Below are 8,587 nucleotides of genomic sequence, written 5' to 3'. Positions count from 1 at the left end.
GCGCCATGATCGCATCGCCGGGCGCCTTCTGCTTGAGAACCTCGGAAAACCTCCGAATGATCAGGTCGCCGCCGCTATGGCCGAATAGATCGTTGATCGATTTGAAGTGGTCGAGATCAGTAAGGATCATGGCAGGCGGGTTGCCGGCCGTCCGCTCGGCTAATGCTCTTAGTGCGCGYGGTTCGAAGCCGCGGCGATTGAACAATCCGGACAGGGTGTCGATCAGTGCATCAGTCTTGATTTCATCCATCACGTCGCTTGCAATAACCGCAAGCACACCAACAGCAGTCATCGCGCAGATAAGAGCATCAGAAATCGAAACGACAAGCCAGTAGGAATCTTCGAACCGCTCGCCGGAGGCCCCTGACGCGATCAGGAAGAGCGGGCGAAGAAGATAGCCTGCGCAAGATACGAGTAACAACCCGAGGAGCACCTGCTCGACCGGCGAGCGGCGCGGCGCCCTCGCGACATCCCACAACATCACGAAGCTGAGCAGGGCCAGCCCAGAATTGAGGATGATGACGCGGGCGAGCAGGTTCGGTTCGATGAACTGATAATAGTAGAGCGGTCCGAGCGTGATCGCAGCGATAGCAAGGAGAGCGCTGTAGCGAGGCTGTCGTAAGCGCCGATTGGACAAGCCGATAGAGAGCAGCATGATCGCGAACAGGAGGAAGATGTTCGCCGAATATCGCAAAACCGGATTTTCAAGGGAGAAGGCAAAGTAGAAAATGCCGAAGCACAGCGACCGAATCCCATAGGATAGGCCGAGCACCCCTATATATTTCAGGGCGCGATTGTTTCGCCATATCGTTAGCAGTGCGATACAGAATATCGCAGCCATACTCGTGTTCAGCAAACCTATGACATTGTAATAGTTCATAGATCCAATCAGAAACGAAAATCCGGAACCCGGCTCGCGTGATCGGAGAGGTTGCCATGATCGCGGTAAAGGCGAAGTGAACGTCATCCCAAAGTGAACGACCGCTATCGAGTGCAGCACCGAGGGCGTTGCGGGCCTTCACGTCGGGAGGATTGGCCGTCCCGAGGGAAAACCGGATGTCCTGTGCCTTCGGGGAAATCGTCTTTTCAACGACCCTCTCACCGAGCGGAATCGCCGTTGGAGCCCGCTGACTGACAACGGGAAGCGCCTATCCGGAGATTGGAGATGCCCCGGCTTTCAGCTCTGCCAGCGCGGTGGCATGCCCGAGAAAGGCAACGAAGCCGTCCACGGTGTTGCTGTAGCTCTCAAAGGTACTCGGCTTCCGGCCAGTCGCCTGCGCTTCCTCCCACCAATCCGCAAGGATGCCTATCAGGCTGGTCTTGCCGGCTGACTTGGTAGTTTTAGGCTCCTCCGCTGGTTTCCATTCGGGGAACCGGGAAGCCCTCGGGGCGGGGCTATAGTCGCCCTCGGTATTCCGCTTGAGTTGCGCGGCGGCTTGCTCGGATGCTTCGCTGATGGCGACAAGGAGCCGCCCTCGGGGGCCGCTTCGATGTTGAGGCCATGTCGGGCCAGCAACTTATCCACCTCCGGACCAAGCCACTGCTCCAGCTTGCCAGCGCCGCGAGCCTGCCGCTCGATCCTAAGCCAGTGCTCCCGAACGGAAGGACTGCCGGGCTCGTCGGATAGTTCGGTTGTCAGCTCCAGATAGAAGACGCCGGCAAGGGCGATGACTTGCTTCTGTGCAGGGTTTCAGCCGGCGAGCGGAGCGCTCCCCAGTGCTTCTCAACCTCGGCCGCGATATTCGCGTGAAGAGTGCGGGCCTCGGTAGGGTCCTTTGTCCGGAGCGAACGAAGAGCCCCGCGTTTCCCAACGGTCGCCCGCAGGTCCTTTGGGACGACCCTGCGAAACCAATAGACGCCTGTTTTGGGATGCTTGAACGGCCGGGCCATTGCCAGGACCATGTGGATCACCCGATTGTATCACTCGGGCGTCCACTAAGCCGTCGATATCAGCTAAGGTGCTGACAAACCACCACTCTGGTAGATGAGTGGTGCCCAGGAGAGGACTCGAACCTCCACGCCCTTGCGAGCGCCAGCACCTGAAGCTRGYGCGTCTACCAATTCCGCCACCTGGGCAACGGCGGCTCGTTTACGGGGGGCTGATCGCGCTGTCAACGGCATCCGGAAAGAATTGTGTCGGCTTCGTCATGCGGCTGTTGAAAATCGCCGGTCCGCTGCGGCCCGGCACCCGCCGGAAAGCCGGCTTTCCCGGCTCTAGGCCCGCGATGGACCATGCATCCGCATGCCGGCATGGCCGTTCTGCGCTGCATCGCCGCAAAAGGGATTTCCACTTTCGCGGAACATGATCTAGGAGGGCAGAAGCATTCTAAACGGAGCTTTCCCGATGGCCCTTCAAGCCCCGGCTCAGCAACTCGTCACGGTCTTCGGCGGCTCCGGCTTCGTCGGGCGCCATGTGGTGCGTGCCCTGGTCAAGCGCGGCTACCGGGTGCGCGTCGCCGTGCGCCGGCCCGATCTCGCAGGCTTCCTGCAGCCGCTCGGCACGGTCGGCCAGATCCATGCCGTGCAGGCCAATCTGCGCTATCCGGCTTCGGTCGCTGCGGCGGTCAAGGGCGCGGATGCGGTCGTCAACCTCGTCGGCATCATGAACGAGCGCGGCCGGCAGAGCTTCGCTGCCGTCCAGGCCAATGGCGCGCGCACCGTAGCGCAGGCCTGCGCTGCGGCGGGGATCGACCGGCTGGTGCAGATCTCGGCGCTCGGCGCCGCTGCCGAATCGCGCTCGGTCTATGCTCGCACCAAGGCGGAAGGCGAGAGCGCCGTGCGCCATATCGWGCCGCGCGCGGTGATCCTGCGGCCCTCCGTGATGTTCGGCCCCGAGGACGATTTCTTCAATCGTTTCGCCTCCATGGCGCGAATGATGCCGGTCCTGCCGCTGGTCGGAGACGGCAGCGCCAAGCTCCAGCCGGCCTTCGTCGGCGATGTCGCCGAGGTCGTGGCGCGTGGGGTCGACGGTGCGCTGGAGCCCGGCCGGACTTATGAGCTCGGCGGGCCGGAGGTGATGAGCCTGCGCGAGCTCGTCGAGGATGTCTGCAAGGTCATCGGCCGCAAGCGCCTGATCCTGCCCTTGCCGCTGCCGTTGGCCGGAATCATGGCGCGGGTGCTGGAAGTGGTGGATACGCTGACGCTCGGGCTGCTGCCGAACGAGCTCAAGCTGACCCGCGACCAGGTGACGCTGCTCGGCAGCGACAATGTCGTCTCCGCGGCTGCGAAGGCGGAGGGGCGCGATTTCGCCGGCCTCGGCATCGCGCCGGTTTCGGTCGAGGTCGAGGTGCCGTCCTATCTCTGGCGCTTCCGCAAGACCGGCCAGTTCGACACGGCACGGGCGAGCTGATCGCGGCTCCCTGATTCGGGCGAGGAAGGCGATGCCGTTCGATCTCGTCATCTATGATTGCGACGGCACGCTGATCGACAGCGAGACGGTCTATAGCGAGGTCAGTCTCGCCTTGTGTCACGAGATCGGGCTGACGAGCTGGACGCTCGATGACTACGACACGCAGATGGTCGGCATTCCGCTCGCTGACGGCTTCAAGGTGATCGAGGCGGCGCTCGGCCGGCCGCTTCCCGCCGATTTCGAAGGCCGCGTCGAGGATGGCGTCGCCGCCCGTCTCGAACAGGAGTTGCGGGCGCTGCCCGGCGTGCACAGCGCTTTGGAGCGTCTCGTCGGGCGCCGCTGCGTTGCCTCCTCGACCAGCCTCGAGCCCTTGCGGCGCAACCTGGCGCTGGCCGGGCTGATCGAGCTGTTCGACCCGCATGTCTTCTCGGCCTCGCAGGTCGCGCGCGGCAAGCCGGCGCCGGACGTCTTCCTCTTCGCCGCCGCGGAGATGGGCGCAGAGCCGGCCCATTGCCTGGTGCTGGAGGATTCGGTCCCCGGCGTGCAGGCGGCGCGCGCGGCGGGAATGCGGGTCGCCGGCTTCACCGGCACGGCACGTGACAAGGCGGCGATGCGCGAGCGCCTGCTGGCGGCCGGTGCCGCCATCGTCGTGGACAGCTATGCGGATTGGCCAGGAGCGGTGGCTTCGCTCGCGGCCTGAGCGACCAGCCCTCATCCTGAGGAGCCGCGCAGCGGCGTCTCGAAGGATGTTCGAGACGGCCTTTCGGCACTCTCCTCAGAGCCTCAGAGCATGCTCGGCAGCACGCGGTCCGGCGGCTTGTGGCCGTCCATGAAGGTCTTGATGTTGACGATGACCTTCTCRCCCATATCGGCSCGGCCTTCATGSGTKGCCGARCCCATATGCGGGAGGACCACGACCTTGTGCTGGCGCGCGAGCTTGAGCAGGCGCGGATTGATCGCGGGCTCCTGCTCGAACACGTCGAGCCCGGCGCCGGCAAGCTCGCCAGCTTCCAGCATCCGGGCAAGCGCCGTCTCGTCGACGATCTCGCCGCGCGCGGTGTTCACCAGAATGGCGTCGGGCTTCATCAGCTTGAGCCGGCGGGCCGAGAGCAGGTGATAGGTCGCCGGCGTATGCGGGCAGTTGACCGAGACGACGTCCATCCGCGCCAGCATCTGGTCGAGCGAATCCCAATAGGTCGCGCCGAGCTTCTCCTCGATGCGGGCGTCGACCCGGCGGCGGTTATGGTAGTGGATCGACAGGCCGAAGGCGGCGGCGCGCTTCGCCACGGCCTGGCCGATCCGGCCCATGCCGACGATGCCGAGCCGCTTGCCGGTGATCCGCCGGCCGAGCATCCAGGTCGGCGACCAGCCGGCCCAATCGTCTTCGGGGATGACGCGGGCGCCTTCCGCGATGCGCCGCGCCACGGCGAGGATCAGCGCGATCGTCATGTCGGCGGTGTCGTCGGTGAGGACGCCCGGCGTATTGGTGACGGTGATGCCGCGCTGCACGGCGCTGGCGACGTCGATATTGTCGACGCCGTTGCCGAAATTGGCGATGAGCCTGAGCTGGTCGCCGGCCTGCGCGATCACGGCGGCGTCGATCTTGTCGGTCACGGTCGGCACCAGCACATCGGCGGTCTTCACCGCCTCGACCAGGGCGGCCTGCGACATCGGCTTGTCGTCGATGTTGAGCTGGGCGTCGAACAATTCGCGCATCCGGGTTTCCACCACGGCCGGCAGCTTGCGGGTCACCACGACCAGCGGCTTCTTCTTCGACATGGTGACTCCCCTTCCTGGCACGCCGGATTGACCGCTTCTCCTCAACCCACCGTTAACCGTGGTGGCTCAGGAATGGAGCGATCGTGCAGCCCGGCTCCTGTTTGTCTAGGCGGCGCGATGGCGGATGACAACTTGACCCTTCGCCTGAGAGCGGAGCGGGTCGCGTGGGAGAGCAGCCGATGCTGAGCTTGCGGATGAGATGCCTTGCCGTGGCGGGCTTTTTCATCGCCGCGATGGCAACGGGCGCGCAGGCTCAGGACATGCAGGCCGGTTCGGTGACGGGCCTGCCCGTGCCGCGCTATGTCAGCCTGAAGTCGGACCGGGTGAATCTGCGCGAAGGGCCGTCGAAGGAGCATCGCACGCGCTGGGTCTATCAGCGGGCCGGCTTGCCCGTGGAGGTCACGGCGGAATTCGAGACCTGGCGGCGCGTCCGCGATTCCGATGGAACCGAAGGCTGGGTGCTGCACAGCCTGCTTTCGGGGCGCCGGACGGCGCTCGTCGCACCCTGGTCGCGGAACAAGGCGGAGCTGTTTCCGATGCGCAGCGCGCCCGATGCCGACGCCACAGTTGTCGCCGARTTGCAGCCCGGGGTGGTGATCGGCGTCACCTCATGCGTCCGCGCCTGGTGCCGCGTCAGCATCCGTAACGTCACGGGCTATCTGCCGCAGGAGCGGCTCTGGGGCGTTTATCCCAACGAAAACGTCGACTGAGGCCATCAGCCGCACCGTTTCGGGCGGGCATCGGCCGGAAAGCGCATCAGGGAGCCGGAAGGGGCGGCGCCTCAGTCGCCGATCTTGCGCAGCCGCACGACCACGTCGACATGGGAAATCTCGTAGCCCTCCGGCGGGGTGGGCAAGGTGGCGACGTCGATCTCCCGCGCGGGGATGTCGATGACGCGGTTCTCGCCCTCGACCACGAAATGATGGTGGTCATGGATCGCCGTGTCGAAATAGGTCTTGTTGCCGTCGATGACGAGCTCGCGCAGCAGCCCGGCTTCGGTGAACTGGCGCAGCGTGTTGTAGATCGTCGCCAGCGAGACCGGGATGCGTTCCTTCGCCGCCTCCTCATGCAGCATCTCGGCGCTGATATGCCGGTCGCCCTTGGCGAAAAGCACCCAGCCGAGCGAGACGCGCTGCCGTGTCGGCCGCAGGCCCACGCGGCGCAGCTTGTGGCGGACGTCATGGAACGGGCAACCCTGCCGCACGGTCGATCCATAGGCCTCGTCGCGGGAAACCTGGTCGCTCATGCCTCTGCTCTGCCCTTCTTGTTGCAACGGGCGTCCTACGCTCCGCATCATCTGCATTCGATTGGAAATGTAGGACTTCGAACGAGGGCTCGCAAGCGCGGGCTCATGCCAGCATGCTGACAATCGCGCGGGTTGAGCTGCCCCGAGCGGGTCAGCGTGCCATGTGGGTGAATGTGCCTGCGCCCTTTCGTTCCCGGCGTCGGGCATGTTAGGCACGCAGGCGATATCCACCGGTCGAATGCGGCCGAGACAAGGCAACGGAGCGGGAATGCAGCGTCAATCGTCTTTCAGCTACGAGGAGATCCTCGCTTGTGGCCGCGGGGAACTGTTCGGGCCGGGCAATGCGCAACTCCCGCTGCCGCCGATGCTGATGTTCGACCGTATCACAGAGATCACCGAAGAGGGCGGCGCCCACGGCAAGGGCGGTGTCCGCGCCGAATTCGACATCAAGCCGGACCTCTGGTTCTTCGACTGCCACTTCAAGGGCGATCCGGTGATGCCGGGYTGCCTCGGSCTCGACGCGCTSTGGCAGCTCACCGGCTTCTTCCTCGGCTGGCTCGGCCTGCCGGGGCGGGGCAGGGCGCTCGGCGTCGGCGAGGTCAAGTTCGCCGATCAGGTGCTGCCGAGCGTCAAGCGCGTGGTCTACGGCGTCGACTTCAAGCGCGTCTTCAAGTCGAAGCTCGTCCTCGGCATCGCCGATGGCTGGCTGGAAGCCGATGGCAAGCGCATCTACACTGTCAGCGACATGCGCGTCGGGCTGTTCAAGCCCGAAGCGGCCTGAGGAAAAACGCAGCCCGACCTTGCGTCCGGCGGCCTTACGGTCCATTTGCGCGATTGAGAATCCTGAGCGGCGAGGCCTGCCTCGCCGTGGGTGGAGAGCTGGAGTGAAGCGAGCATGAGACGCGTCGTCGTCACCGGGATGGGCATCGTCTCGTCCATCGGCAACAACACGCAGGAGGTCCTGGCCTCGCTGCATGAGGCGAAATCGGGCATCGCCTTCGCCCAGGACTTTGCCGAGCATGGCTTCCGCAGCCAGGTCGCCGGGGCCCCGTCTCTCGATCCCGCGACGGTGCTCGATCGGCGCGCCATGCGCTTCCACGGCGGTGGCTCGGCCTGGAACCAGGTGGCGATGGAGCAGGCGATCGTCGATGCCGGCCTGGAGCCCGCCGAGATCAGCAACGAGCGCACCGGCATCATCATGGGCTCGGGCGGCCCCTCCACGCGCGCGCTGATCGACGCCTATGACAAGGCGCGCGAGAGCGGCTCGTCGAAGAAGGTCGGTCCCTTCGCGGTGCCCAAGGGCATGTCCTCGACCGCCTCGGCCACGCTCGCGACCTGGTTCAAGATCAAGGGCGTCAACTATTCGATCTCCTCGGCCTGCGCGACCTCCAATCACTGCATCGGCAACGCCTATGAGCTGATCCAGTGGGGCAAGCAGGATGTGATCTTCGCCGGCGGCTGCGAGGAACTGGACTGGACGCTCTCCGTCCTGTTCGACGCCATGGGCGCGATGTCCTCCGACTTCAATGCGACTCCGGCTCGCGCCTCGCGGGCCTATGATGTGGCGCGCGACGGCTTCGTCATCGCCGGCGGSGCCGGCGTSGTSGTGCTKGAGGARCTGGARCACGCCAAGGCSCGCGGCGCCAAGATCTATGGCGAGATCGTCGGCTATGGCGCGACCTCGGACGGCTACGACATGGTCGCGCCGTCGGGCGAGGGCGCGGAGCGCTGCATGCGCATGGCGCTCCAGGGCGTCAACGCGAAGGTCGACTACATCAACCCGCACGGCACCTCGACCCCGGTCGGCGACGCCAAGGAGATCGAGGCGATCCGCGCGGTCTTCGGCGCCGGCGACAAAAGCCCGCCGATCTCGGCGACGAAGTCGCTCACCGGCCATTCGCTCGGCGCCACCGGCGTGCAGGAGGCGATTTATTCGCTGCTGATGCTCAACAACGACTTCATCTGCGAGAGCGCCCATATCGACGAGCTTGACCCCGCCTTYGCCGACATGCCGATCGTGCGCAAGCGCATCGACAATGCCGGCCTYGGYTGCGTGCTCTCCAAYTCCTTCGGCTTCGGCGGMACCAAYGCSACCATCGTSATGAAGCGSCTGGAGGCGTGAGGGCGCCATGCTCCCCCTGATGCAGAACAAGCGCGGCCTCGTCATGGGGGTCGCCAATCAGAACTCGATTGCCTGGGGCATCGCGAAGACC

At 65.1% G+C, this 8,587-nt stretch carries 9 protein-coding genes, 1 tRNA gene and 1 pseudogene; 6 read left to right on the top strand and 5 right to left on the bottom strand.

Features of this window, described 5'->3' with window-relative positions:
- From AB4Y99_RS21775 to AB4Y99_RS21765, 3 genes are all read right to left on the bottom strand, one after another.
- The coding region (locus tag AB4Y99_RS21775) for a GGDEF domain-containing protein (protein ID WP_441524792.1) at positions 1-880 on the bottom strand (880 nt) is incomplete at its 3' end.
- 755 nt (positions 881-1,635) lie between these two features.
- Positions 1,636-1,890 carry a DUF6538 domain-containing protein gene (locus AB4Y99_RS21770; protein WP_441524793.1) on the bottom strand — a complete coding sequence of 85 codons (255 nt, stop codon included), beginning with the start codon at positions 1,888-1,890 and terminating at the stop codon, positions 1,636-1,638.
- 99 nt (positions 1,891-1,989) lie between these two features.
- Positions 1,990-2,076, bottom strand: a tRNA-Leu gene (locus tag AB4Y99_RS21765).
- A 268-nt stretch (positions 2,077-2,344) separates the two neighbouring features.
- Between AB4Y99_RS21765 and AB4Y99_RS21760 the strand changes: the two genes are divergently transcribed.
- Entirely contained in the window at positions 2,345-3,349 is a 1,005-nt protein-coding gene (locus tag AB4Y99_RS21760; RefSeq protein ID WP_441524791.1) for a complex I NDUFA9 subunit family protein, read from the top strand.
- A 31-nt stretch (positions 3,350-3,380) separates the two neighbouring features.
- Positions 3,381-4,049: an HAD family hydrolase gene (locus AB4Y99_RS21755; RefSeq protein ID WP_112764802.1), complete on the top strand. Its 669-nt coding sequence runs from the start codon at positions 3,381-3,383 to the stop codon at positions 4,047-4,049.
- An 83-nt stretch (positions 4,050-4,132) separates the two neighbouring features.
- Here the strand turns inward: AB4Y99_RS21755 and AB4Y99_RS21750 are convergent, their stop codons facing one another.
- Positions 4,133-5,128, bottom strand: a complete 996-nt coding sequence (locus AB4Y99_RS21750) for a 2-hydroxyacid dehydrogenase (RefSeq protein WP_038357724.1) — start codon at positions 5,126-5,128, stop codon at positions 4,133-4,135.
- A gap of 194 nt (positions 5,129-5,322) precedes the next feature.
- Here AB4Y99_RS21750 and AB4Y99_RS21745 point away from each other — a divergent pair, with 194 nt between their 5' ends.
- Positions 5,323-5,838: an SH3 domain-containing protein gene (locus AB4Y99_RS21745; RefSeq protein ID WP_112764829.1), complete on the top strand. Its 516-nt coding sequence runs from the start codon at positions 5,323-5,325 to the stop codon at positions 5,836-5,838.
- Between the two features lie 71 nt (positions 5,839-5,909).
- Here the strand turns inward: AB4Y99_RS21745 and irrA are convergent, their stop codons facing one another.
- The gene (irrA, locus tag AB4Y99_RS21740) at positions 5,910-6,374 is read right to left on the bottom strand and encodes an iron response transcriptional regulator IrrA (protein WP_191125447.1); all 465 of its coding nucleotides are present in this window, start codon (positions 6,372-6,374) and stop codon (positions 5,910-5,912) included.
- 268 nt (positions 6,375-6,642) lie between these two features.
- On the opposite strand from irrA, the gene fabA reads away from it, so the two are divergent.
- The 3 genes and pseudogenes from fabA to AB4Y99_RS21725 form a co-directional block, all read left to right on the top strand.
- Positions 6,643-7,155 carry a 3-hydroxyacyl-[acyl-carrier-protein] dehydratase FabA gene (gene fabA, locus AB4Y99_RS21735; protein WP_038357728.1) on the top strand — a complete coding sequence of 171 codons (513 nt, stop codon included), beginning with the start codon at positions 6,643-6,645 and terminating at the stop codon, positions 7,153-7,155.
- Positions 7,156-7,269: 114 nt separating this feature from the next.
- Complete coding sequence (gene fabB, locus AB4Y99_RS21730; protein WP_142023371.1) at positions 7,270-8,496, top strand: beta-ketoacyl-ACP synthase I; 1,227 nt, start codon at positions 7,270-7,272, stop codon at positions 8,494-8,496.
- A 7-nt stretch (positions 8,497-8,503) separates the two neighbouring features.
- Positions 8,504-8,587, top strand: a pseudogene (locus tag AB4Y99_RS21725) (enoyl-[acyl-carrier-protein] reductase FabI); the annotation flags it as partial.

It is taken from the genome of Allobosea sp. TAB14 (assembly GCF_052113865.1).
GTDB lineage: Bacteria > Pseudomonadota > Alphaproteobacteria > Rhizobiales > Beijerinckiaceae > Allobosea > Allobosea spartocytisi.
This window is presented reverse-complemented; position numbering and strand designations above follow the sequence as displayed.

Excerpts from the sequence above, each read along its gene's own strand:
- AB4Y99_RS21755 (WP_112764802.1), top strand. The coding sequence starts at position 3,381 with ATGCCGTTCGATCTCGTCATCTATGATTGCGACGGCACGCTGATCGAC.
- AB4Y99_RS21770 (WP_441524793.1), bottom strand. The coding sequence starts at position 1,890 with ATGGCCCGGCCGTTCAAGCATCCCAAAACAGGCGTCTATTGGTTTCGC.
- irrA (WP_191125447.1), bottom strand. The coding sequence starts at position 6,374 with ATGAGCGACCAGGTTTCCCGCGACGAGGCCTATGGATCGACCGTGCGG.